The sequence below is a fragment of the Paenalcaligenes hominis genome, assembly GCF_041359055.1.
Lineage (GTDB): Bacteria > Pseudomonadota > Gammaproteobacteria > Burkholderiales > Burkholderiaceae_B > Paenalcaligenes > Paenalcaligenes hominis_A.
This window is the reverse complement of the sequence record NZ_JBGJKZ010000004.1, coordinates 127,234-148,972: the sequence shown is the minus strand read 5'-3', so window position 1 is coordinate 148,972 and position 21,739 is coordinate 127,234. Positions and strand designations below refer to the sequence as shown.

The window sequence follows — 21,739 nt, the reverse complement described above, 5'->3', positions numbered from 1 at the left end:
AACTGTATTTCATTTGAGATTGAGGGTAATATAATACAAAGCATTGATTGATTAGTTTTACCCAGAATAGGAGGGAGGTTTAATGAACAATTTAAAAAAGGAAAAAACCATATGACTGCAATTCGTGATAGGGCTTTATCTATATTAGAGTTACTCGCAGCACACGTAGAAGGGCTCTCTTTATCTGATATAAGCGATAGGTTAAATATTCCGCGTAGCGCCACTCATCGGGTATTAAATGATTTAAGAGAAATGGGCTATGTAAAGCAAAATGAATCGACCTCTCATTATGCTCTTACCGTTAAATTGGCAGCGTTGGGTTTAAGTTATTTATCTGCTACTGGAATTAATGATATATCTCAGCCTATTCTTGATGAATTGGCAGAAAAATCAGCTGAACTAGTACGTTTGGCTATATTTGAAGAGAATCAATTAATCTGGATAGCCAAAGCGCAAGGAGCGAAGACAGGTCTACGTTATGATCCTGATGCTGGCATTGAGGTGTATTTTCCAGCTACTGCAACAGGAATGGCTTGGTTGGCAGCCCATAGCAAAGAGCAAGCGCTGGAGTTAACTATTCACCAAGGTTTTGAAAAAGCAAAACGTATGGGGCCGAATGCTCCTGTGACTATTGATGCTTTGTTAGGGGAAATAGAGAAAACCAAAGAACAAGGCTATGCTTGGATGGTAGATACCTATGTAGAGGGTACATCCAGTGTGGCTATGGTTATTGCGGACAAAAATGGTGGAAAACCGATGGGTGTATTAACGGTATCTGGCCCATCAGTACGTTTTAATGAGGAGGCAATGCGTAACGTTTTGCCTGATTTAAAACAGGCAGTATTTACTTTAAGTCAAGTTCGCAAGAATTAATAAAAAAGGGTTGATATTAAATCAACCCTTTTTTTATGATTTATTTAGATCGTAGTTTAGCCCACCATTGAGTTTGCATTAGTAAAGTTAAAGCTAAAGCAAACAATATTCCTAAAGATATATAGGACTGAAAGAAGCTCAATATAAAATCAATAGGGTTGTTATCTACTGAAATCATGGATTGTCTATAGGTTCTATCAATCATAGGCCCTAAAACCATTCCTAAAACAACCGGTCCAACTTCAAAGCGGTATATTTTTAAGAAATAGCCTAAGAGTCCGAAACCAAGCATCCAATAAACATCGCTTGGATTATTATTAATAGAATAAGCGCCTACAACTGAAATTATTAAAATAATAGGAAGTAAAATATTTTTTGGTATTTCCACTATTTTAGTAAAGGTACGAATTCCAGTCATGCCAAAAATCAAGAGGAAGAAATTGGCTAAGGTTAAGCTACCTACAGTGAACCAAAATAAGTGAGGCGTTTGAATCATCAACATAGGGCCTGGATTCAAACCGTGTATGTACAAAGCCCCGATAATAATAGCGGTTACGGCATCGCCAGGAATACCCAAAGTCAGCATAGGAATGTAGGCAGCAGGTACAGCTGAGTTATTGGCTGTTTCTGGAGCTACCACTCCTTCGTAAGCGCCTTTACCAAAAGGAACCTCGGGGTTTTTGACTGAGCGTTTAGCATTGTCATAAGCCATTAAGGCCGCAATATCCCCGCCTGCGCCTGGTAGAGCTCCTACCCCAACACCAATAAACGAGCTACGTACTGTTAAAGGTAGATGTTTGCGAATCATTTTAGCTGGAGGGAAAACACGTCCAATTTTTTGTTTCACCAAGGGCGCATTTAAGGTATGTAGCTGAGTCAGAATTTCTGCAATACCAAAGAAGCCGATCATGGCGGCGACATAGGACAGACCTGCTGAAAGGCTCATAGAGCCAAAAGTAAGACGAGGTTGTGAAGTGAGAGGGTCCAAACCGACTGTACTGATGAGAATGCCCAAGGCTCCGGCAAAAATTCCCTTAGAGAGTGACTCACCAGATAGGCTACCTACCAAAAGCAAACCCCAAACAGCGAGCAGTAAGTATTCACGAGGCCCGAAAGCTAAAGCATATTCAGCAATAGAAGGAGCGGCTAGAGCAAGGACTGCAATACTTATAAAGCCGCCAATGACTGAAACCAGAGTGGTTAAACCCATTAAGACACCCGCCTCACCGCGTTGAGCGATGGGATAGCCGTCTAATGAGGTAGCGATTTGAGCAGGGCCGCCTGGAATATTAAGTAAAATAGAGGCACGTGAGCCGCCATACACTCCGCCGAGATAAATGCCTGCAATGAGAACTAGGGCTTCGTTTACATGCCATCTAAACGTAAATGAGATCAGAATAGAAACGGCCATGGTGACCGATAGACCCGGTAAAGCACCGATGTAAATACCTACAAAGGTTCCGGCGGCTGCTAATCCTATTAGACCGGGGTCAGTCCAAGCCATAAAAAAGTAGTGTAAGGCTTCACTCATGAGAAAACTCCAGACCAAAGACTACCTTGCGGCAAAATAACGGAAAAAATGACTTGGAATATAAAGTGAATACAGCCTAGAAATAGGGCAGGGATAATAAAAAGTACTACTCTGTTTTTTACGCCAAGCATAAAGGATGAGAGTACGAGAAAAAGATAGGAGGCTAAATTAAACCCTAAGTATTCCAGAGTGAAAATAAAGGCCAAAATCAGGCCTACGATAATAATACTGGTATTAGGAAGTACTTTTTTTCGGAATTCTATAAAGGCAGAACCGTTGAAATCGGCCGGTGCACGAAGAGCTCGTAATAAATTAATTAGACTGCAAATAGACATTAGACTTGCAGCCACAAGAGGAAGAGACCCTGCTGAGGAAAGTGTCAGCTCATCATCTACTAAACTGGCTGCCCAAGTCATTGCTAGGCTAAAAACCAGTAAAAAAACGGAAAAAGCAATCTCGCCGACAGACCGGATTGGTGTGGTTTTCATAGTGAGTACTGTATTGAGCTACGCCAGCCCAAGAGGTGGCGTAGCTAATGAATTGAATTACTGTAAATAAGCAGGCTTAGGAATTCCTAAGGAGTCAGGGCTTACTTTAGATGCGCCGACCTCTTCGTAGAGCCATGCAGTGGTGGATTGCCAGTTGTCCATAAAGTCTTGGGCTGCTTGACCGGATAGGTTGAGTAGACGTCCTCCATTTTGCGTAATGAACGCACCGTATTCAGGGGTGGCTGCGGCGTTATGGAAGGCTTCAATCAATTTCTCTTTAATGGGTTCGGGTGTGTCTTTGCGTACAAAAACTCCAATCCAAGAACCCCAGGGTAAGTATTTTTCCAGCCCTGGCATGTCTGTGACCAAAGAAGGAATGTCACCGGCTGGCTGGGTGTTAATTACCCCTAGCGCTTTGACTCGTCCAGCTTTGATGTGATCGCTGGCACTATTTAAAGCCATCATCCCAATATCGATATGACCACCTTGGATAGCTGCTAATGCAGGGCCGTCGCCATCAAAAGGCACCATGGTTGTTTCAAAAGAGGTTTGAGTGGCTAGCATAGCGTTAGCAGAAAAGCCGGTGGTTCCTAAACCTGGACTGTATTGTTTAATTTTTCTTGGGTTTTCTGCCACGTACTTTGCGAGCTCTGCAAAATTATCAGCAGGAACTTTGTTGTTGGCTACTAGAACCACGGAATCTGAGGTCATCAAGATATTAATGGGAGTGAACTCATTAAAATCAAAAGCCGCTAGACCATTCAAGCGGAATAAGGATTGACTTTCAGAGGCAACTAAAAGGGTATAACCATTGGCAGGCTGTTGTAATACAAAATTGGCTCCCACTACGCCTGAGCCGCCGGTGCGGTTGGTAGCAATAATTTTACGGCCAAGTTCTTCCTCTACCAGAGGGGCGACGCGTCGAGTCACGATGTCGGTGAGACCGCCTGCGCCCCACTGGATAATGGCATTAATATCCCGGCTGGGGTAGTTGTCGGCAGCTAGACTAAGACCAGAAAACGTGCTGCTAATCGCCAATGCCCCTACCAATAGGCATCGTTTGAATGTTCGCATATAAGCTCCTGTGTAGATTCAATACATATTTGAATATAATGTTTCATTTGAAATGATATTCCAGATGTAGAGAATTGGTAAAAGCCCTAAGATGAGCTCAAAAGCGTATTGCGGGGTTCTTGAAACAGGGTAGAGCTAGGTAGAAATTAAAACGAGTTATAGAAAACTACGTATTTCTCGAGCCGTCTCTAGCATGGGCACGTGGTGGTGTTGTTTGAGTTGCTCTATGGTTAGATCGCTCACGTAGTCCACCACGTTCATGGCGGCTATGACGGTGCCTTGGGCATTACGAATAGGGATAGCGAAGGCGATAAAACTAATTTCATGCTCTTGAGAGGCCGTGCACCAGTCTTGTTGTCTGATGTCGTCCAAGTGTTTTTTAAACGAATCAAGATGCGTAATGGTTTGTGGGGTGACGCGGGTGAGCGGGTGACGTTGTAACCAGTGTTCTAACGCCGTTTCATCTAAAGAGGCTAAGAGCATTTTACCGTTAGAGGCGGTATGTGCAGGCAAGCGATTGCCATTACGAATACCAGAAGGTAAGACTCGTCGTTTGCTGGGGCTGGGGTAGTAGCTGCAGGCGATAGTAACTATTTCATGCTCATCTAATACGCCAATCGAGTAGTTGCCGCGCGTTCTTTCCGTGAGCCCATTGAGTAAGGGGGAGGCAATTTTACTTAATGGTGATGAGCTTAGATAGGCACCTGACAAACGCAGTATTCGGTGTGTTAACCAAAAAAAATACCCATCCGACTCTAGATAACCAATGCTTTCCAGAGTTTTTAAGTGGCGTCGTGCAGCGGTACGTGAAATGGTTGCTAGGCTGGCGACTTGAGTGACGCTAAGTTTTTGTTTATCCACAAAACATTCTAAAACCAGCATACCTCTGGCTAAGCCAGTGATCAGTTCTTCTTTTGGTGTAGGGCTGGGATCACGACGCATAGCAATTCACTTAAAGAGAAGAGTAAGGAACAGAAATAAGTCAAAGCATACCATTTTTTTCCATATCGTCCTTAAATCGGATAGTTTGTCCGCTTTTCGGACAATAGCGATTATGGCTGTCTAGTGAGTTAAGGCAAAGCTAGCTAGCCTAAGCATCAATCATTACAAAAAATCTAGGGTATGACTTTTGCGTCAGGAGATAAGTATGCGTAATCCCCTAAGCGGTTCGACTGCTGTGTATTACATTGTTGGTGATCCAATAGCCCAAGTGAAATCACCACAAGGTGTGACAGAGTCTTTGCAGAATCAAGGACTGAATGCTGTTTGTGTACCTGCCCATGTCAAAAGCGCAGATCTAAGTGCATTTATGCAAACCAGTAAGGCTGTACAGAATGTGAATGGAGTCATTATTACTGTGCCTCACAAAATTCCTGTTGCTGCGGATTGCGATCATATTTCGGAGCGCGCTCAGTTTTTAGGTGCTGTGAATGTGATTAGGCGTTCTGAGCAAGGTTGGTACGGTGACATGTGCGATGGAGAGGGCTATGTGAAAGCTCTACAAAGTAAAGGCACAGAATTAAAAGGAAAACGACTTTTGCTGGTGGGTGTGGGCGGAGCAGGTTCAGCCATAGCCTTATCTGTTTTGCAGGCCGGGGTGGAGGTGTTGGCTATTCATGAGGTGAATGAGCAACGTCGAGATCAACTTATCCATCGGTTACAAGAGTTGAATCTAGGCCAGGTCGTGGTAGGCACAGCAGATCCGGCGGGCTTCGATATTGTCCTTAATGCTACACCGGTGGGTATGAAAGCTACAGACCCTACGCCAGTTGATGTGTCGGCTTTGCGTTCTAATATGGTTGTTGGGGATGTGATTACCAGCCCTGTAACTACACCATTATTAGAGGCGGCTCAGCAATTAGGTTGCACCACAGTAAATGGTGTGGACATGTTTACCCAAGTGCGTGATTTGATGGTGCGCTTTTTATTACAAGGGCAAGGTAACTAAATGAAAAGAACTTTTTCTCTTTCTTTTTTGACCGTGGCTGATGTAGGGCCGGTTGAAGCGATACAAATCGCAGCCCATGCTGGGTACGATGCGATTGGCTTACGTTTATTGCCTGCTGCACCTGCTACTGAAGCGCCTTATCCATTGTTGACGGATACAGCACTCTTAACAGAAGTTCAGGCAGCGTTAAGAGATACGGGCATAACAGTCGCTGATGTGGAGATTGTACGTCTAGGCGAGCAGGTAGAGGTGCAAAGCTATTTGCCCTTCCTAGAGCGAGCACAGCAATTAGGGGCAAAACACATTCTAATTGCTGGTGACGATACGAATGAGGCTCGCTTAACAGAAAACTTCACCCGTTTTGCAGAACTAGCTCAGTCTTTTCAATTGACTTGTGATTTAGAGTTTATGCCTTGGACAGGGGTTAAAAATCTCACGGCTGCTCGTCGAGTTGTGGAAGGCTCTGGAGTCAGTAACGCTGGGATTTTGATTGATTCTTTGCATTTTTTCCGGACGGAGTCCAGCTTTGAGGCGCTACGTGAGCTGCCCCTAAATTTCATTAATTATGTGCAGCTATGTGATGCACCTGCTTTATATGATCCCTCTGATGAAGGGTTGATCTACGTTGCACGTAATGCGCGTTTGGTTCCTGGAGAAGGGCAGCTTGATTTAAAGCGTTTAATGCAATTTATCCCTTCCTCAAAACCTATAGGGATTGAGGTGCCAAATACCCGTTTGCTACAGACTATGAGCGCGCAAAAGCGTGCCACATATATGTTAGAGAGAACGATTGAGTTACTGCGTGAGTGCTAACGATGGCTGAAGAGACCTCTTTAAATACACAGAAGCTAGAGGATAGCCTTGAGTGTGATGTGTTGGTGGCGGGCTCGGGTGCAGGGGGCTTAGCCACTGCAGTAGTGGCTGCGCATTTGGGTTTATCCGTGATTGTGGCAGAAAAAGCAGCTGTTCTAGGTGGAACGACTGCGGTTTCAGGCGGGTGGTTGTGGATACCTAATGCGCCTCATGCGCAACGAGCAGGTCAAGCGGAAAGCGTAGAGCAGGTCAAACTCTACTTGCAATCTGTTTTAGGTAGTGATTACCAAGACTTGATGCTTGATAATTATTTGCGCATCGCCCCACAAATGATTGATTTTTTTGAGCAAAAAACACCTGTTCAATTTAATGCAGGTAGTGCTGTGCCTGATTTTTTTGGTGAGTTAGACGGGGCGCGCGAAGGGTGGCGCTCGGTGACAGCAGCGCCGTTTGACGGGCGTGAGCTAGGCGACAGTTTGCATTTGCTACGTAGAGCTATCCCTGAAACCACTGTAGCTGGTATGGGAATCGCCTCGGGTATGGATATGCGTCATTTTTTTGAGGCACGCTCATCATTGAAGTCAGCTTGGTATGTGATGAAACGTCTAAGTCGACATATATACGATCTATGTACATCGGGACGGTCTACACAATTGGTCAATGGTAATGCACTGGCGGCACGCTTAATAGCGGCTGCGCAGCAGGTGGGAGTGCGTTTTATAACCTCCGCTCCAGTGACTCAGCTAGAGCTGACAGAGCAAAGAGTGACTGGAGCACTGTTGCAAACACCTACAGGCTTAGTCCAAGTCAAAGCCAAGCAAGCGGTGGTACTCGCTGCTGGTGGGTTTCCCCATGATGCGGCACGACAGGCTCAGTTATTTACGCATGTGAAGCTGCACCATAGCCCTCATCACTCAGCAGCTCCTCGTAGTAATACGGGTGATGGTTTGCGCTTAGGGGAGTCGGTGGGAGGCGTGGTGGATACGAGTTTGAGCAGTGCAGGAGCATGGTCGCCTGTTTCACTTATTCCGCGTCAAGATGGACGCTTAGGACGCTTTCCACATTTGGTTGAGCGAGGCAAGCCAGGTATTTTAGCGGTGCGTGCCAATGGCAAGCGGTTTACTAGCGAGGCCAATCCGTACCATCGCTTCATCAATGATTTAATTGCTGCTACCCCTCAAGGGGAGCCCGTACGTTGTTGGTTGATTTGTGACCATCGCTTTATACGACGTTATGGTTTGGGGGCGGTAAAACCTGCGCCCTTTGCTTTGCGTTCTTGGATCAAAAAAGGCTATTTAAAACAAGCTAAGAATTGGGCGCAGTTAGCTCAGCAGTGCGGAATTGATGCGGCAACGTTGGAGCGCACGGTACAGAGCCATAACGCGTCTGCCAGCACAGGACAAGACCCTGAGTTTCATAAGGGGCACAACCTATATCAACGCGTAGCAGGGGATGCAAAAAACAAGCCGCATCCAAATTTGGCACCGTTGTTGCAAGCTCCTTTTTATGCGGTAGAGGTTGTTCCTGGCAGTTTGGGTACTTTTGCCGGTTTGATGACGAATGAGAAAGCTCAGGTCTTAGATCAACAAAGCCAACCTATACGCGGGTTATATGCGGTTGGTAATGACATGAATAGCATTATGAGGGGGCACTATCCTAGTGGTGGTATTACCTTAGGTCCGGCTATGGCCTTTGGGTATCAAGCAGCTCAACACATAGCAGAGCAAGCAAAGGAGGAGAGATGAATACAGTAGATGTGCTGGTGTTGGGAGGAGGGGCTGCTGGGTTGAGTACAGCTGCTTTTGCCAAACTCGAAGGCTTGGATGTCTTGGTTTGTGAAAAAACGGCCCAAGTAGGGGGAATCAGCTCTACCTCGGGAGGCACCATTTGGGCACCAGGAACGCATTTAAGTCATGAGGCGGGGGTGCCTGATACGGTAGAGGCTGCGCGTGAGTTTTTGTCTCATGTGGTGAAAAGTGAAAGAGGGCGTGCCCTAAGAGAAGCCTTTATTAGCTCAAGCCCGATGGCTATTAAAGATCTCACGACTAAAACCGCTGTGCGTTTGGTGGCCAGTAAAGCCCACCCTGATTACTTAGGCCCCTTCCCCGGTGAAGCATATGGGGGGCGTGCTTTAGCACCGCTACCGTTTGATGGTAGAAAATTAGGGCCTGACTTTAAACGTATTCGAGCACCTCGGCCAGAGTTTATGGGGCTGGGTGGCATGATGGTCAACCGCACAGAGGTTGATGCGTTGTTAAACCCATTCAGTTCCTGGGCTAATTTTAAAACCACGTTCAGCTTAGTCGGACGTTATGCGATGGATCGCCTGCGATATCATCGTGGCACGCGCTTAGTGATGGGTAATGCGCTAATTGCTCAACTGCTTTTTACTTTGAAGCAGCTGCAAGTGCCGGTGCAGTATAAAACCACTGTGCAAAAATTGCTGTACGAGAATGGAGCAGTGGTGGGGGCTGTGTTAGATGGGCCGACCGGTATTAGTCAGGTTGCAATACGTAAAGGAGTGGTCTTAGCCACCGGCGGTATGGGCTGGAATCCCCGTTTGCGCCAGCAGCTTTTACCTGAGGTCGTTTGGGCACGATCAATGGCTCCTGCTACTCATACGGGTGATGGTTTGACCCTAGGGCAAAGTGTAGGTGGGGCTTTGGCAAACGAAGCGCATCCAGCTTTATGGTTTCCATGTTCGGTATTAGCTAGACCCAATGCCGAGGAGTCGATTTGGCCTCATATTATTTTAGATAGAGCCAAGCCGGGTTTGATAGCAGTGAATGGGGCTGGGCAGCGTTTTGTCAACGAATCGGCTTCTTATCATGATTTTTGTGAAGCCCAGTTGGCTCAAGAGAAAAAAGGTATTGATTCCGTACCTGCTTATTTAATTTGTGACAGTGCGTTTGTAGCACTTTACGGTCTGGGTTTGCTTTTACCTGGGGCCAGCGTGAAGCGTAAAAAACAATTGGTACAACAAGGGTATCTGGTAGAAGCGTCTACCCTAAAAGAGCTAGCACAACGTTTGAACCTACCTGAGGAAGCGCTTGAAAAAACAGTGCAGCAGCATAATCACTATGCGCAAACGGGTGTGGATTTAGATTTTGGTAAAGGTACGAGTGCGATGAATCGCTTTAATGGGGATGCTGCCCATAAAGGACCTAACCCATGTTTAGGCGAGATCGCTAAAGGACCTTTTTATGCTTTGGCAGTGCGACCTGTGGATTTAGCCGCTAGTGTGGGTTTAAGCACAAATGAAAATGCTCAGGTGTTAGATCAAAACCAGCAGCCTATAGCAGGCTTATATGCATGTGGTAATGATTTGGCATCTATTTTTGATGGGACCTATCCTGGGCCAGGAACGACTTTAGGTCCAGGTTTGGTATTTGGCTGGCGTATTGCAAAACATGCGGCTGGCCGTTTATAGATGAGGAGCAACAATGCAGTATTTTGAATTAGCTTACCTAACTACAATGATGGGTAAAGCCGCTGATGTGGCGGCGGGGGTGAAACGCTTTTGCGAAGAGGCTGAGCAAGGTCAGTTGGCCGGAGTTTGGTTTAGCGATATTGGTAAGTTGAACCAAGTCATTGTTCTGCGTACATTTGACTCGGCGGCTGAGCTAGATCAAGAGCGTCAGCGTACCCTAGAGGCCGCTGATCCATTTTATGCCACAGAGTGGTTGATTGATTTGGATCTACAACGCTTTGCTGGATTCCCATTTTTACCTGAAGTAGAACTAGGTGCCGTTGGTCCTGCCTATGAGCTAAGAACCTATGAGATGAAGCACGGTGGCTTACCTCATGTATTACACGCTTGGGAGCAAGCTGTGCCTGAGCGTATCCAATACTCTAAATTAACTGCAGCCATGTATAGTTTGGATGGTGTGCCTCGTATTGTGAGTATTTGGCCTTATGCGTCTGTGGATCAGCGCACTCAGGTACGTCAACAAGTGGTACAAGAAGGTATTTGGCCTCCAAAGGGTGGTCCTCAGTGGTTAACCCACCAGATGGAGTCCATTATTATGTGGCCCACCGCGGTTTCCCCATTAAAATAATAACGTGTAGCTAGGGGTCTTTTAGGACGGGTTTTTTCCCGTCTTTTTTTATAGGATTTCTTTCATCATTTAAAAAGCCCTTTGTCTTTAATGACCTAGGGCTTTTTCGTTTTTCCTAAACAACGTGAATGGGGAAACTAACGGAGTGTTACGGACAGTTTGAATAATCCACGTCCAGGACTTGCCTGCAAAGTGTGATCACGCTCTTTTCTTTCTGTCAGCTTGTCTACGATGTCAAGTAATTGACTCTTCGTTACAGGCTTTAGGTTAATAAACGGTTAGGGCGCGTAATATGGTTAAGATACTACATGAAATCTTTTATACCAGAGGTGAATTATGGGATTGCTAGTGGATGGGCAATGGGTAGACGAATGGTATGATACGAAGTCAACTGGGGGCCGTTTTGTGCGCTCTGACTCGCAATTTAGAAATTGGATTACCGCAGATGGTCGTGCTGGCTCAAGTGGCGAGTCCGGCTTCAAAGCCGAGGTAGGGCGCTACCATTTATATGTTTCTTTGGCTTGCCCTTGGGCGCACCGCACATTAGTTTTTAGGGCATTAAAAGGCTTAGAGCCTTGCATTAGTGTGTCGGTTGTGAATCCGTATATGGGGGAACACGGCTGGAGCTTTAGCCCTGATACAGGTGTGGTTGCTGATCCTGTGCTAAATGCTGATTATTTGTATCAGTTGTATCAACACGCCCAGCCCAATTATACGGGGCGGGTTACCGTTCCGCTATTATGGGATCTCAAGCAAAACAAGCCCGTTAGTAATGAATCCTCAGAAATCCTGCGTATGTTTAACTGCGCTTTTGATGATGTAGGCGCAAAAGAGGGTAATTATTTTCCCGTTCAATACGGTGCGCAAATTGAGGAGATCAACTCATTTGTCTACCAACATATTAATAATGGTGTTTACAAGGTAGGTTTTGCTACAGAGCAGTCTGTTTATGAACAAGAAGTTGTAGCGCTGTTCGAGGCATTGGATGAGCTAGAGGCTCGCTTAGCTACGCAGCGCTATTTGATAGGCGCGCATATTACCGAGGCTGATTGGCGATTATTCACCACCTTAGTGCGCTTTGATGCGGTCTATTACAGTCACTTTAAATGCAATATACGACGTCTAGTCGATTATCCCAATTTATGGGCTTATACCCGAGAGCTTTATCAATGGCCGGGTATTGCTGCTACAGTTAATATGGAGCAAATCAAAAAGCATTATTTCACTAGCCACCCGACCATTAACCCCAATAAAATCATACCGCTTGGTCCAGTACTAGATTGGGACCAAGCTCATCAACGAACGCACTTAGATGCTGCTTTAGAACGGTAGGCAATATTTAAACGCTGCACTGGATATTTTAAACGGAACGAATTAAAACGAATTTCCACTGCGTTGTAGACTTGATTAAAATACGACTTTCATAAGTAGATGGTAATTACCAAGGAGCCAGTCATGGCGAAAAAAAATAAAGAGCAACTCGAACCCGAAGAAATTGAGTTAATTGAATGGTGTATAGAGGTAGAGGGGTTTTTGGTGGCCGCAGGGGCGTCTGAACAAGAGGCTCAAGACTACATAGAGGAAGAGGCCGAGTGGTTTACCGATTTGTTTTTTGAAGGGTATTCGCCTGAACAGGCTGCTCAAGAAGCCTTGGCTTAAAAACAAATGTAGCGGCTTTGTATAAGCCGCTTTTTTATATAACGGATACAAAATTAACTTTAGGCACGATGACGGAATTATATGAAGTAATGCCGCTTTTGGTGGCAATAGGGCTGGGTGCCATTGCAGCCACCGTATGGTGGCTGCGTAGCCTTGCTCAACACAAACAGAGGCTACATCAAGCTGAAGTTATTCAAGGTCGCCTCGAGGAGCAACTCGCCGCGGCTCAAGCGGAAAGTTTGCGACTACACAATGAAGCACAACAAAGCATGGCTCAGACTGAAGGGTTACGGCGTCAACTGGAGCTGTTACGCAATGAGCATACCGAGTTAAGCATTACGGCCACACAGCGTCAGAAACATTACCAAGATCAGATTCATGTACTAACGCAGGCACGTGAGCAGTTAACTAAAGAATTTGAAAATGTGGCGCACAAGATTTTTGAAGAGCGTAGCCAACAGTTTGCTAGTCATAGTCAAAGCGGTCTGGATCATTTGTTAAAACCATTCCGAGAGCAAATTGATGGCTTTCAAAAACGCATAAATGAAGTACATGATGCCACGCAGCGTAGTCAGGCTAGTCTGTATATAGAAATAAAAAACATGATGGATATTGGCTTAAAAATGAGTCAAGAGGCCACGAACTTAGCATCGGCATTAAAAGGTGACTCACAACAGCGCGGAGCCTGGGGCGAGGCGCAATTACAGCGCACTCTAGAAATGAGTGGTCTGATGGAAGACGCGCATTATGAAGCGCAAAAAAGCTTTAAAGACGAGCAAGGGCGTACTAAGCAAACTGACTATGTGGTGAAACTGCCAGATAATAAACACCTGATTATAGACAGTAAGGTGACTTTGAATGCTTATGATAGAGCCATGTCAGCAGACACGCCTGAAGCGTATGCTTTAGCGCTTAAAGAGCATGATTTGGCCGTACGCAAACACATTGATGACTTGGCTAGCAAAGACTATACCAATGTACTGGGCATGCGTAGCCCAAGCTTTGTGTTGATGTTTATGCCCATCGAGCCCGCTTATATTGAGGCTTTAAAACATAACAAAGATTTATTTGAATACGGCTACAAAAAAGGGGTGGTATTGGTTTCCCACACCACTCTTATCCCTATTTTACGTACTGTTGCTAATCTTTGGATGCTTGAGCGCAGTCAGGTTGAAGCCCGAGAAATAGGTGAGCGTGCTGGTGAGATCTACAACCAAGTCTGCGTAGTGGCCGAGCGTTTTTCACGCTTAGGGACCAGTTTAAAAACTGTTAGCAACCACTATAACCAAACGGTAACAGCGCTAGCAGGACAACAAGGCCTGTATGGCAAGGTAAGCCGATTTAACGAGCTATCTACCAAAGTGACGCGGAATTTGCCCGAGGTGGAACCAGCCTTAATTGATTTTGAGGCGGAGCGTTTGGATTTAATTGTGAAAAAAATTGAACCCAATGCCGCAGAAGCAAAAGAGCTATCCTAACCATAGAGGCACCGAGGCAATGCAAAAGAAACCTATTCTTATTCTTCAATCCACCTCGGTGGCACAACCTGGGGCTATTTTATCCGTGCTAAGGCGTTTAGGCATACCTTGGCATATAGTCAGCGCAGCAGATAGACACCAGCCTCCTGCCTGCATTAGGGATTGGAGTGGTCTGGTTTTGCTGGGTGGTGCCCTGAGTGCGAATGACGATACTCCGTGGGTAAATGCTGTGTTGCATTTAACACGGCAAGCTTTGGCCGCTGATGTGCCAGTGATGGGGCACTGTTTAGGGGCGCAGCTACTCTCTAAAGCAGCCGGTGCTGTGGTGACTAAAAGCCCTTATACAGAAATAGGTTGGCACGAGCTTAGCGTTGTAGATGCTTCTCGAAGTGCTGAATGGTTTGGAGTTCAGTCTGGCCCATTTTCAGTATTTCAATGGCATAGCGAGCAGTTCAGTTTGCCAAACGAGGCGCATTTATTGCTAAGTAGCGAAGCCTGTGCACATCAAGCTTATGTTTTAGCCGACACACACATAGCGATGCAGTTCCATCTGGAAATAACGCCAGAGATGATTATGGCTTTTATAAAAAACAGTGGGCACCGCATTGCAGAGGAACTAGGGCGCGGTAATGCTTTTATTCATACCGAAGAGCAAATCATGGCGGGAGTGCCACAGCATATTCCCGCTATGCAGACGATGGTAAGTGTGCTGTATGCGCGTTGGGCACGTTCATTGCAGTATTAGATGGGTGTTTAGGACGTTTTACGCTTAGCTAAAAAATCGCGTCGTTCGCGTTCTAACCTAAGAATCTTAAAATGAATTGCATTGCGTTCTACATCGGTAGGTGCTAGCTCTTTAGCAATACGCAAGGCTTTGAGGTCTTCGTTTAGCTTTATGAGCTCTGTAGTGACGTAATCTACTTTTTGCTCGTGTTGGACAGGTTGAGAAGCCGTGGGTGCCATAGTGTGTGAACTTTGGCTGTGAATAGGCATGGATTGGAGATCAGCTTTGGATGAGGTGTCTGCTGTATGAGTACCATATAAGATCTGGCCTGCCTTAAACGCCGTTTGATTGACTAATTTTGACGTGGCTGCAATCCGCTGAGCAAAGCTCTTGGCTTCTTTAAGCTCTAATAAGGCTTGGCGTAAATTCATTTTTTTCATCGTTAAGCCCTTATGTTAAAGGATAGTAGACGAGAGAATTTGGTGTGTTTTAGACAGAACGAGCAGGGTGCTCTAGCGTTAAATTTAATCCTACTTAGCAAGTCGATTAACCTAGAAAAACTAAAGATAATTAATTTTGTGTCAAGCGTTAATAAGTGTAGTGACTGTTAATTATTTAGGTTGTTTAGGACAAAAATAAGTAAATTGCAAACCTAAGAGCGAGGTACCTGAGTATTCGATTGATTAACGGTTTTGTGTAGATTTAGCCAAAGCTGTTGATGGCAATAGTGTTTAATTTGCTGGCTTTTTTCGTAGGTGATAGGCAGAAAGCCGCCAGCTTGTTCTTGTAATAAATGGACCTGCTCTTGATAGCAAGGTCGAGTTTTTTCGGCTAATTGGAGTGCGTTGATGCCACGTTTACACCAATTGGACCATTCTTGAATACGTTCGATGGAAACAGAGCGATGGGGGCTGACAATGCGGTGGTATTCCGTAAAGTGTGTTCCTATGCAGTTAGGTAAAACGTCGTCAGCAGTAACAGTTAAAGGGAGTGCTAATATGGCAACAAAACTAAAACCTACTAAGCGCACACCTTTCTCCTGTTCATGTTCTTTCTCATCGGGCAACCTAATAAAGTATAACCGAATTTAACAAAGGAGATGGAGCACTAAAATGGTTTACCATTAAAGTAACTACATACGAAATATCAAAGGAGAAAGTCGTGGAAAATATTTATTCAATTAATGGTCTTGTGCCCGTAGTGCATGAGACTGCCTATGTGCATCCAACGGCTGTGTTAATTGGTGATGTCATCATTGGGCCTGGGGTTTATATAGGGCCATTAGCGAGTCTACGGGGTGATTTTGGGCGCATTGTTATGAGAGAGGGGTCTAATATTCAAGACACTTGTGTTATCCACGGCACGCCTGAGCAGGATACCGTGGTAGAGGTAGACGGCCACATTGGACACGGGGCGGTACTTCATGGTTGCACGATTGGGCGCAATGTATTGGTGGGAATGAACGCCGTTGTCATGGATCAATGCGATGTGGGTGCAGACAGCATCATAGGCGCTATGGCCTTTGTTAAAAAAGGGATGGTCATTCCAGCACGCCATTTAGTGGCAGGCGCTCCGGCGAAAATTATCAAAGAGTTAAACGATGCAGAAATACAAAACAAAGTGCTAGGCACGCATATGTACCAGCGTTTAACACAACGGAGTCTGGAAACCATGCAACGAGTGCAGCCGCTGCGTGAGGTTGAAGCGAGTCGGGCACGTTTGCAACCCGAAGATATTTACCCTGCTTATTATTGCAAGTAAACTCACGACCACTGCTTATTAACAACGCGTACTAAATCAGTACGCGTGATGAGGATGAAACAATGCGAATTGCATTATTTATTTTGGGCGCTTTGGCTGCTGGCTATTTAATTATCAAAGGCTTTAAACAAATGGTCGAGGAAAGTCGACAATCTAAAGCTCAAGATGATAAAAGACTGCCCCATGACGAGGAGTAATTAGGCTCAGAGCGGAGCAAAAATAACTGCGTAATAAGATGTTAGCGTCTTGAGCTAAGGTAGATTACTACGAGTAAAAAGAAGCCGCCAAAAACGAATAAAAAGGGTAACAAATCATATAGAGCTTGTAGAGGCACATCCTTCTCCTAATTAAGTGGAACGGGTGTTGCTAGGTCTCTTTATTGCTTGCTTACAAGTTACTTCGATTCCCATGAAGTAAGAGGGGGTAGGCGAGTGGGTAAATTTTTGCAATAGACTTCTACAAACGATTCCATTTGTTAAATTATGACTCTAAACACTAGATAAAGATATAACCTAACGCTATATATCAAGCTATATTGACGGTAATTTACAATTACTAAGGCTTAACTCTATTGAATTAAGTATAAAAAACAAAAAAATTTGATGTTTAAAACTAAGTCTAAATGCGGGTTTGATATAAGTATTTGATTTTAACGGCGAAATTTGGCTTTTTTGGAATGGTGTTTGTTTTAAAGTGAATGTGCCACGGCGTAACAGAGAAAAGGTTGAGGCGTCAGGCGTAGTCCATTTAATGGACGACCTTATTGTTTTTATTAGCTTTATTTCAAGTAATGAGCTTTTTCCCCTAGTTACATTTATGAAATGAAACGAAATAGTTAAACGTTGGGGTACCCCTTGAGCCGTTCATGTACCCGTGCGATCTTAATAATGAGATTGGCTCTCGACCATACTACATAAGAAAAGAGGGTGTGTGACTTATTTCTTCCTACTGGTAAAAACTTGCTTTCTTTTGGGGTGCCTTCGAGTAGGCCAAAAGGTGTAGGGCTAAAGCCTGAAATTTCATTATAAAACTAGGCCGTTTAGCCTTTGCATATACCATTATTGTTTAGGTGTGGGCATGGTATATTTCTTTTGTAAGTCTAGTAAACACTGGTCTTGAGACTGGCCGACTAGTTCTTCACATTTGGCTTTATCACGCTTAAATTCGGCGCTGCTTTGGTTATGATGGACCGTACCCGTTTCGTTTGAGTCTGTAACCTTGCCATCATTTTTGGATGCGTCCGAGTTAGATTGGCTGCGATCAGTGGTAGTGCTTTGGTTGCCCTCTTTTACGCTTGAGCTGGTGTCAATCTTAGATGAGTCTGTCGTGTCTTGATTACGCTGATTCGTTGCATCTGTACTGGCGTCTGTGGCCGGCGCTCTGCTATCGGTTTTGGCCGAGTCAGAGTCCGGCTGAGTGCGGCCATTGGTGGTAGTACTATTGTTGGCACCCTTGGCAGTTTTATTACCATTGGCTTTAGAGGCCTCAGTCGTGTGTTGGGTGTTTTTACTCGTACCACTCTGGTTGGAATCAGGTTGACCTTTTGCCCCTTCGGCTTTGGGTTCATTTGATATCTCATCAGCAGTATGGGGCTGAGTTTGCTTGGTATCTAGTTCGGGCTGGTAGTCGTTGGATTTAGCCGCTTGCGTGGCGGAAACCCCTAGAAAACCAAGGAAAACGGTACTAAGCAAAAAACAGTGGGCTTTACGTGCGTTCATTATATAACTCCTAGATAATGGCTAGTTCGTCATCACTATCATCTAAATGACTGAACCCCGGCTTTAAATAAAACGTAAAGCCTTTATAAGTCTTTAGCAATTTTTGTGCCTAGTTTTAAAAAATACTTACATTTGCGATTTATTAACGATTTTGTTGCAAAGTATACGAATTGTCACACCAGAAATAGCAGTGCTAGTTAGTATAAAAAGGTAGTTTTCTTTACTCGTTCGTTTCTATAGGAAATAACCATGCCATACCTATTAGTGTTAGAGCAGGATCCAAAGGTGGCAAAAGAGATAGAAAAAATAGCTACACCTTTGGGATATGCGGTAAGTGTGGTCAATGAAATAAAACAGGTCTTATTAGTTTTGCAGCAGCGCACTGTGACGGCTCTAGTCGCAGATTTTGTCGTGTATGAAGCAGCCAAAGCACAAATTCACCAAGCGACTGCCCAGTTTTTACCTGTTATTACATTAAGTCGTCAGCCTTCTACAGCACTGAAAAAACGCGCTCAAGCTTTGGGTGTAGTAGCCTTAATCGACACAGCAACTATTGCATCTCAGCTTGCAGCGATTTTGTCATCATTAATAGAACGCTTTTATGAAGAGAAGTATCAGCTGGCGGCAAATCGCAATGGGCACGAGCTAAGCCATTTTATTGGTCGTTCTACTGTTATGCAGCAGTTATATTTTGAAATTGAGCGTGTGGCTAAAACGAATGTGCCCGTGTTGATTATTGGTGAAAGTGGAACGGGCAAAGAGTTAGTCGCTTTAGCCCTTCATGAACACAGCGCGCGTGTAGACGAAAATTTTCTACCTTTAAACTGTGGTGCTATCTCAAGCCAACTGATTGAAAGTGAATTGTTTGGTCATGAAAAAGGCAGCTTCACGGGGGCAGACAAAGCTCGCCAAGGTTTTTTTGAGTTAGCTCAAAAGGGCACGCTCTTTTTGGATGAAATTACTGAGATGCCTCCTGAAATGCAGGTGCGCTTGTTGCGGGTGCTAGAGACAGGACAATACATGCGCGTCGGAGGGACGAAGTTATTAACAACGGAAGCACGAATTATAGCGGCAACAAACCGTGATCCTATGCAGGCTGTTGAACAAGAAAAGTTACGTGAAGACTTGTTTTATAGGTTAAGTGTTTTTCCTATTCATGTGCCTCCGTTACGTGAACGCGATGAAGACATTGTGTTGTTGGCTGATCATTTTTTACAGCAAATGAATCAACAGCAAGATACAGAAAAGTATTTTACGTCTGAAGCAGAACAGGTGTTACGCGATCATCTGTGGCCAGGTAATGTCAGAGAGCTACGAAATGCAGTATGGCGTAGTTATATTTTGGCTGATCACGATAAGGTGAACTTATTGGTTGATATGTTTTAGTCTCTGGCTAAGGCAGCTTTAAGGTTCTAATTTTGTTTGAGCTTTAGAGGCAAAGCCCTGGGGGTTATCTGGGTGAAGGGCGACGTAAGCTAACCACTCTAGTCCGACTTCACTAATGCGTTTTGCTCCTTCTGCATCAATTAAAATATCAAGCTTAGAAAGAGCAAAGTGAATGATTTCATTGTGGTCTAGCAGAGCAGATCGTAACTGTTCAGGGTTGTCGACCAATCCCCCATATAAAGGGATATATTTTTTTAAGACGGTATAAAGAGTGCGCGGTGGGAAAATCGACATGAGTATCTCCATTTGGTTTTTACGTAGGCAGCAGCCCAGTACGAGCCCCCATGATCATTTCGTGAGCCCAATGGAACAATAAAGACGAGTAGGCCTGTTGTGCTGTTTTTTGAGTTAAGCCATGGTCGGCACCATATAAAATACGGTGTGTGATGGATTTGGCCTCAAGAAAAGCGTTGCGGTAGCTAAGAATTGTTTGCCTTGGGATAAAATTATCGTGTTCTGTTTCTAACAGTAAAACATCACCGCTAAATACAGCACAAGCTCGTAGGGCTTGATTATCACTTTTAGGGTGCAGTTTTTTTCTATAGGCGCTTAATAAGGTTTTATTCAGTTGGTCCTTGGGTTTGAACCATCCTTCGTCCTGATAGAGGGCCGGAGCCAAAAGACTTAACCAGCGCACAGGGCGTAATTGGCTAAGCAAAACGGCTAAATAAGCACCATAACTATGGCCGATTAGCGCAATAGCGTTAGGGTCCACCCAAGGGTGAGATAAAAGTCTATCGTAGGCGGCACAGACATCCTGCAGATTTTGCTCGCGAGTGACCTCGCAACGCTGAGCTTGAGAGGCATGGTGACCCGTCAAATCAAAGGTAAGACAAACACACCCTAAACCTGCTAAATGGTGGGCACGTTTTAAATCAAAGCGTTGATCGCCGCCCCAGCCATGAATGAATAGCACCCCAGGAATGGGCACACTAGGTGTTAGAAAGTGGGCTTCCAAGTCAAAATTGTCCTGCAACGGGATCCGTATAGGGGTAGTCTGAGCACTCACTTGATTAGACCTCCTGACTTAATTAAATAACCGTTTGTGTCCTCGGCAATACAGTAGATATCGTGGGTTTCAAGCTGTTGTTCTGGTTTGCGCGTGTAGCGCTCTTGGGTCCATGCTTGAACCGAAGGCAGCGAAGGGGTATCCAAAAAAGCACTAATAGCAAGTAACTCTGCCATAGAGGCTCCACCCATGCGCCACGATTGCTCTAAAACGCGGAGACGATCAGAGCCATCCCATGCCGTCCCATGAATCACATCATAATTACGCCGCGATGCATAAAAGTCGGGAAAAGCCGCCTGTATACAACGCTCATAATTTTGTCCAAGGGCTATGGCCTCTACTAATATAGGTGTATTTACCACTTTGCTTAGCTCCTCATACCCGCCTTGTACGGCTAAAAGATGCGTCCCGCCATAAGTAGGAAGTTGTTCATGATTTTGGGTTTGGCTTTGTTCCCCTATATAACTGATCAGCATTCCCGCCACTTCTGCTTGACCCACACTATAGGTTGTGGTGTCAGTGAGCTGTTCTTCAATAACCACCCCTTGCTCTAGTAGGGCTTCAAAGCGGTTTTGCAGTAATAAATCAGTGACTTCTTGATAGTGACTGCAAACAAACTGATCATGACTGGCTTTGGCGTGGGCAAATTTAATGCGGATCGGGCCATCATGAATTAGCCCTCGGGCTGTCCAAAAAGCATCTTGTACGGAAAACGCACTGTAGCCTTTTAAAGTATAAGGCAGCAGGGTTTGGCCTAAACCGTAGTGCCATCCGGCAGGTGCTGAATAAGAGGAATGAAAAAGAGGATGACTGAGTACTTTGGTTTTTACAAAGTCATACGGCACCACACCACCATATAGATCATGGATGGACTCGACCCCTAGGTTTTCAGCCTCGGTACTTAATAAGGTGTCGAGAGGTAAAAGATAGGGCTTAGTGGGAGAAGTAGGGGCTGCCTGCTTGGTAGCGTGTTGGAAAATATGGACTAGTTGCTGAGCTAGTTTCTGTTGAGTGATGGCATCAGCAGGCGAAGGTAAAGCCAGACCTTGGTAGGGTAAAACGGACCGGTTGCTAGGTGGTGTTAATGCCATAGTTATAGTCCCTAAAATGAACTTAGCTTATTTCTACAGCAATTAGTATTCCTAAAAAGGTGTTATAA

Annotated in this window: 23 protein-coding genes; 13 read left to right on the top strand and 10 right to left on the bottom strand. The window is 45.0% G+C overall.

Annotated elements, in window-relative coordinates:
* Window positions 1-111: 111 nt before the first annotated feature.
* Entirely contained in the window at window positions 112-873 is a 762-nt protein-coding gene (locus ACBP46_RS10580) for an IclR family transcriptional regulator (RefSeq protein ID WP_371016708.1), read from the top strand.
* 40 nt (window positions 874-913) lie between these two features.
* Here the strand turns inward: ACBP46_RS10580 and ACBP46_RS10575 are convergent, their stop codons facing one another.
* The 4 genes from ACBP46_RS10575 to ACBP46_RS10560 form a co-directional block, all read right to left on the bottom strand.
* Window positions 914-2,404, bottom strand: coding sequence for a tripartite tricarboxylate transporter permease (locus ACBP46_RS10575; RefSeq protein ID WP_371016707.1), 1,491 nt, complete (start codon window positions 2,402-2,404; stop codon window positions 914-916).
* Window positions 2,401-2,892, bottom strand: a complete 492-nt coding sequence (locus ACBP46_RS10570; protein WP_371016706.1) for a tripartite tricarboxylate transporter TctB family protein — start codon at window positions 2,890-2,892, stop codon at window positions 2,401-2,403. Before ACBP46_RS10570 ends, ACBP46_RS10575 begins: the two co-directional genes overlap by 4 nt.
* A gap of 57 nt (window positions 2,893-2,949) precedes the next feature.
* Complete coding sequence (locus ACBP46_RS10565) at window positions 2,950-3,966, bottom strand: Bug family tripartite tricarboxylate transporter substrate binding protein (RefSeq protein WP_371016705.1); 1,017 nt, start codon at window positions 3,964-3,966, stop codon at window positions 2,950-2,952.
* A 156-nt stretch (window positions 3,967-4,122) separates the two neighbouring features.
* Window positions 4,123-4,908 (bottom strand): IclR family transcriptional regulator domain-containing protein, encoded by a 786-nt coding sequence (locus ACBP46_RS10560; protein WP_371016704.1) that lies wholly within the window; start codon window positions 4,906-4,908, stop codon window positions 4,123-4,125.
* 205 nt (window positions 4,909-5,113) lie between these two features.
* Here ACBP46_RS10560 and ACBP46_RS10555 point away from each other — a divergent pair, with 205 nt between their 5' ends.
* The 9 genes from ACBP46_RS10555 to ACBP46_RS10515 all read left to right on the top strand — a co-directional run bounded on the left by ACBP46_RS10555 (window position 5,114) and on the right by ACBP46_RS10515 (window position 14,667).
* Window positions 5,114-5,914 (top strand): shikimate dehydrogenase family protein, encoded by an 801-nt coding sequence (locus ACBP46_RS10555; protein WP_371016703.1) that lies wholly within the window; start codon window positions 5,114-5,116, stop codon window positions 5,912-5,914.
* Complete coding sequence (locus tag ACBP46_RS10550) at window positions 5,915-6,727, top strand: sugar phosphate isomerase/epimerase family protein (protein WP_371016702.1); 813 nt, start codon at window positions 5,915-5,917, stop codon at window positions 6,725-6,727.
* A gap of 2 nt (window positions 6,728-6,729) precedes the next feature.
* Window positions 6,730-8,472 carry an FAD-dependent oxidoreductase gene (locus ACBP46_RS10545; protein WP_371016701.1) on the top strand — a complete coding sequence of 581 codons (1,743 nt, stop codon included), beginning with the start codon at window positions 6,730-6,732 and terminating at the stop codon, window positions 8,470-8,472.
* Window positions 8,469-10,157: an FAD-dependent oxidoreductase gene (locus ACBP46_RS10540; RefSeq protein ID WP_371016700.1), complete on the top strand. Its 1,689-nt coding sequence runs from the start codon at window positions 8,469-8,471 to the stop codon at window positions 10,155-10,157. Before ACBP46_RS10545 ends, ACBP46_RS10540 begins: the two co-directional genes overlap by 4 nt.
* A gap of 13 nt (window positions 10,158-10,170) precedes the next feature.
* Complete coding sequence (locus ACBP46_RS10535; RefSeq protein ID WP_371016699.1) at window positions 10,171-10,785, top strand: NIPSNAP family protein; 615 nt, start codon at window positions 10,171-10,173, stop codon at window positions 10,783-10,785.
* Between the two features lie 336 nt (window positions 10,786-11,121).
* Window positions 11,122-12,117, top strand: coding sequence for a glutathione S-transferase family protein (locus tag ACBP46_RS10530; RefSeq protein ID WP_371016698.1), 996 nt, complete (start codon window positions 11,122-11,124; stop codon window positions 12,115-12,117).
* A 123-nt stretch (window positions 12,118-12,240) separates the two neighbouring features.
* Window positions 12,241-12,444, top strand: a complete 204-nt coding sequence (locus ACBP46_RS10525) for a hypothetical protein (RefSeq protein ID WP_371016697.1) — start codon at window positions 12,241-12,243, stop codon at window positions 12,442-12,444.
* A 68-nt stretch (window positions 12,445-12,512) separates the two neighbouring features.
* Window positions 12,513-13,922: a DNA recombination protein RmuC gene (gene rmuC / locus ACBP46_RS10520; RefSeq protein ID WP_371016696.1), complete on the top strand. Its 1,410-nt coding sequence runs from the start codon at window positions 12,513-12,515 to the stop codon at window positions 13,920-13,922.
* Between the two features lie 19 nt (window positions 13,923-13,941).
* The gene (locus tag ACBP46_RS10515) at window positions 13,942-14,667 is read left to right on the top strand and encodes a type 1 glutamine amidotransferase (protein WP_371016695.1); all 726 of its coding nucleotides are present in this window, start codon (window positions 13,942-13,944) and stop codon (window positions 14,665-14,667) included.
* Between the two features lie 8 nt (window positions 14,668-14,675).
* Here the strand turns inward: ACBP46_RS10515 and ACBP46_RS10510 are convergent, their stop codons facing one another.
* Complete coding sequence (locus tag ACBP46_RS10510; RefSeq protein WP_371016694.1) at window positions 14,676-15,086, bottom strand: hypothetical protein; 411 nt, start codon at window positions 15,084-15,086, stop codon at window positions 14,676-14,678.
* Window positions 15,087-15,298: 212 nt separating this feature from the next.
* Entirely contained in the window at window positions 15,299-15,676 is a 378-nt protein-coding gene (locus ACBP46_RS10505; RefSeq protein WP_371016693.1) for a hypothetical protein, read from the bottom strand.
* 131 nt (window positions 15,677-15,807) lie between these two features.
* Between ACBP46_RS10505 and ACBP46_RS10500 the strand changes: the two genes are divergently transcribed.
* The gene (locus tag ACBP46_RS10500; protein WP_371016692.1) at window positions 15,808-16,407 is read left to right on the top strand and encodes a phenylacetic acid degradation protein PaaY; all 600 of its coding nucleotides are present in this window, start codon (window positions 15,808-15,810) and stop codon (window positions 16,405-16,407) included.
* A gap of 62 nt (window positions 16,408-16,469) precedes the next feature.
* Window positions 16,470-16,604, top strand: coding sequence for a hypothetical protein (locus ACBP46_RS10495; protein ID WP_371016691.1), 135 nt, complete (start codon window positions 16,470-16,472; stop codon window positions 16,602-16,604).
* An 861-nt stretch (window positions 16,605-17,465) separates the two neighbouring features.
* Here ACBP46_RS10495 and ACBP46_RS10490 read toward each other — a convergent pair.
* Entirely contained in the window at window positions 17,466-18,125 is a 660-nt protein-coding gene (locus ACBP46_RS10490) for a hypothetical protein (RefSeq protein ID WP_371016690.1), read from the bottom strand.
* 249 nt (window positions 18,126-18,374) lie between these two features.
* On the opposite strand from ACBP46_RS10490, the gene ACBP46_RS10485 reads away from it, so the two are divergent.
* Window positions 18,375-19,511 (top strand): sigma-54 interaction domain-containing protein, encoded by a 1,137-nt coding sequence (locus tag ACBP46_RS10485; protein WP_371016689.1) that lies wholly within the window; start codon window positions 18,375-18,377, stop codon window positions 19,509-19,511.
* Window positions 19,512-19,529: 18 nt separating this feature from the next.
* On the opposite strand, the gene ACBP46_RS10480 is transcribed toward ACBP46_RS10485, so the two are convergent.
* The 3 genes from ACBP46_RS10480 to ACBP46_RS10470 are packed head-to-tail and all read right to left on the bottom strand — an operon-like array spanning window position 19,530 to window position 21,671.
* The gene (locus ACBP46_RS10480) at window positions 19,530-19,805 is read right to left on the bottom strand and encodes a hypothetical protein (protein ID WP_371016688.1); all 276 of its coding nucleotides are present in this window, start codon (window positions 19,803-19,805) and stop codon (window positions 19,530-19,532) included.
* A gap of 19 nt (window positions 19,806-19,824) precedes the next feature.
* Window positions 19,825-20,580, bottom strand: coding sequence for an alpha/beta hydrolase family protein (locus tag ACBP46_RS10475; RefSeq protein WP_371016687.1), 756 nt, complete (start codon window positions 20,578-20,580; stop codon window positions 19,825-19,827).
* Window positions 20,577-21,671 (bottom strand): DUF3182 family protein, encoded by a 1,095-nt coding sequence (locus ACBP46_RS10470; RefSeq protein WP_371016686.1) that lies wholly within the window; start codon window positions 21,669-21,671, stop codon window positions 20,577-20,579. Before ACBP46_RS10470 ends, ACBP46_RS10475 begins: the two co-directional genes overlap by 4 nt.
* Window positions 21,672-21,739 lie beyond the last annotated feature (68 nt).

Bases quoted from the DNA above. Each gene is read 5' to 3' on its own strand.
- ACBP46_RS10580 (WP_371016708.1), top strand. From the start codon at position 112: ATGACTGCAATTCGTGATAGGGCTTTATCTATATTAGAGTTACTCGCA.
- ACBP46_RS10575 (WP_371016707.1), bottom strand. From the start codon at position 2,404: ATGAGTGAAGCCTTACACTACTTTTTTATGGCTTGGACTGACCCCGGT.
- ACBP46_RS10570 (WP_371016706.1), bottom strand. From the start codon at position 2,892: ATGAAAACCACACCAATCCGGTCTGTCGGCGAGATTGCTTTTTCCGTT.
- ACBP46_RS10565 (WP_371016705.1), bottom strand. From the start codon at position 3,966: ATGCGAACATTCAAACGATGCCTATTGGTAGGGGCATTGGCGATTAGC.
- ACBP46_RS10560 (WP_371016704.1), bottom strand. From the start codon at position 4,908: ATGCGTCGTGATCCCAGCCCTACACCAAAAGAAGAACTGATCACTGGC.
- ACBP46_RS10555 (WP_371016703.1), top strand. From the start codon at position 5,114: ATGCGTAATCCCCTAAGCGGTTCGACTGCTGTGTATTACATTGTTGGT.
- ACBP46_RS10550 (WP_371016702.1), top strand. From the start codon at position 5,915: ATGAAAAGAACTTTTTCTCTTTCTTTTTTGACCGTGGCTGATGTAGGG.
- ACBP46_RS10545 (WP_371016701.1), top strand. From the start codon at position 6,730: ATGGCTGAAGAGACCTCTTTAAATACACAGAAGCTAGAGGATAGCCTT.
- ACBP46_RS10540 (WP_371016700.1), top strand. From the start codon at position 8,469: ATGAATACAGTAGATGTGCTGGTGTTGGGAGGAGGGGCTGCTGGGTTG.
- ACBP46_RS10535 (WP_371016699.1), top strand. From the start codon at position 10,171: ATGCAGTATTTTGAATTAGCTTACCTAACTACAATGATGGGTAAAGCC.
- ACBP46_RS10530 (WP_371016698.1), top strand. From the start codon at position 11,122: ATGGGATTGCTAGTGGATGGGCAATGGGTAGACGAATGGTATGATACG.
- ACBP46_RS10525 (WP_371016697.1), top strand. From the start codon at position 12,241: ATGGCGAAAAAAAATAAAGAGCAACTCGAACCCGAAGAAATTGAGTTA.
- rmuC (WP_371016696.1), top strand. From the start codon at position 12,513: ATGACGGAATTATATGAAGTAATGCCGCTTTTGGTGGCAATAGGGCTG.
- ACBP46_RS10515 (WP_371016695.1), top strand. From the start codon at position 13,942: ATGCAAAAGAAACCTATTCTTATTCTTCAATCCACCTCGGTGGCACAA.
- ACBP46_RS10510 (WP_371016694.1), bottom strand. From the start codon at position 15,086: ATGAAAAAAATGAATTTACGCCAAGCCTTATTAGAGCTTAAAGAAGCC.
- ACBP46_RS10495 (WP_371016691.1), top strand. From the start codon at position 16,470: ATGCGAATTGCATTATTTATTTTGGGCGCTTTGGCTGCTGGCTATTTA.
- ACBP46_RS10490 (WP_371016690.1), bottom strand. From the start codon at position 18,125: ATGAACGCACGTAAAGCCCACTGTTTTTTGCTTAGTACCGTTTTCCTT.
- ACBP46_RS10485 (WP_371016689.1), top strand. From the start codon at position 18,375: ATGCCATACCTATTAGTGTTAGAGCAGGATCCAAAGGTGGCAAAAGAG.
- ACBP46_RS10480 (WP_371016688.1), bottom strand. From the start codon at position 19,805: ATGTCGATTTTCCCACCGCGCACTCTTTATACCGTCTTAAAAAAATAT.
- ACBP46_RS10470 (WP_371016686.1), bottom strand. From the start codon at position 21,671: ATGGCATTAACACCACCTAGCAACCGGTCCGTTTTACCCTACCAAGGT.